Below are 551 nucleotides of genomic sequence, written 5' to 3' on the forward strand. Positions count from 1 at the left end.
CCACGCGGTGCACGTCCTCATGGCCCATGCCCTGCGTGGGTTCGTCCAGCAGCATCAGCTCGGGCTCCATCGCGAGTGTGGTCGCGATCTCGAGCGCGCGCTTGCGGCCGTAGGGCAGGTTCACGGTCTGCTCTTCGGCGAGTTCTTCGAGGCCCACCTCGGCGAGCAGCTCGCGCGCCCGGGCGTTGAGCGGCTCGAGCGACTTCTCGCTCTTCCAGAAGTGATACGAGGTGCCCAGGCGGCGCTGCAGCCCCAGGCGCACGTTCTCCAGCAGCGTGAGGTGCGGGAACACGGCCGAGATCTGGAACGAGCGGATGATGCCGCGCCGCGCGATCTGCGCGGGGCGCTCGCCCGTGATGTCCTGGCCGTTGAAGAGAATCGTGCCGCTGGTGGGTTCGAGGAACTTCGTGAGCAGGTTGAAGCAGGTCGTCTTGCCCGCGCCATTGGGTCCGATCAGCGCGTGGATCGAGCCGCGCACCACCGACAGGTCGACCTTGCTGACCGCGGTGAAACCCTTGAATTCCTTGGTGAGCTGGCGTGTTTCGAGAATG

The 551-nt window shown here is 66.2% G+C and carries 1 protein-coding gene; it reads right to left on the reverse strand.

Annotated features, from left to right (window positions below; translation table 11 throughout):
* The coding region (locus ACODT0_RS42400; RefSeq protein ID WP_489044050.1) for an ABC transporter ATP-binding protein at nucleotides 1-550 on the reverse strand (550 nt) is incomplete at its 3' end.
* Nucleotide 551 lies beyond the last annotated feature (1 nt).

It is taken from the genome of Variovorax sp. FG153 (assembly GCF_057809595.1).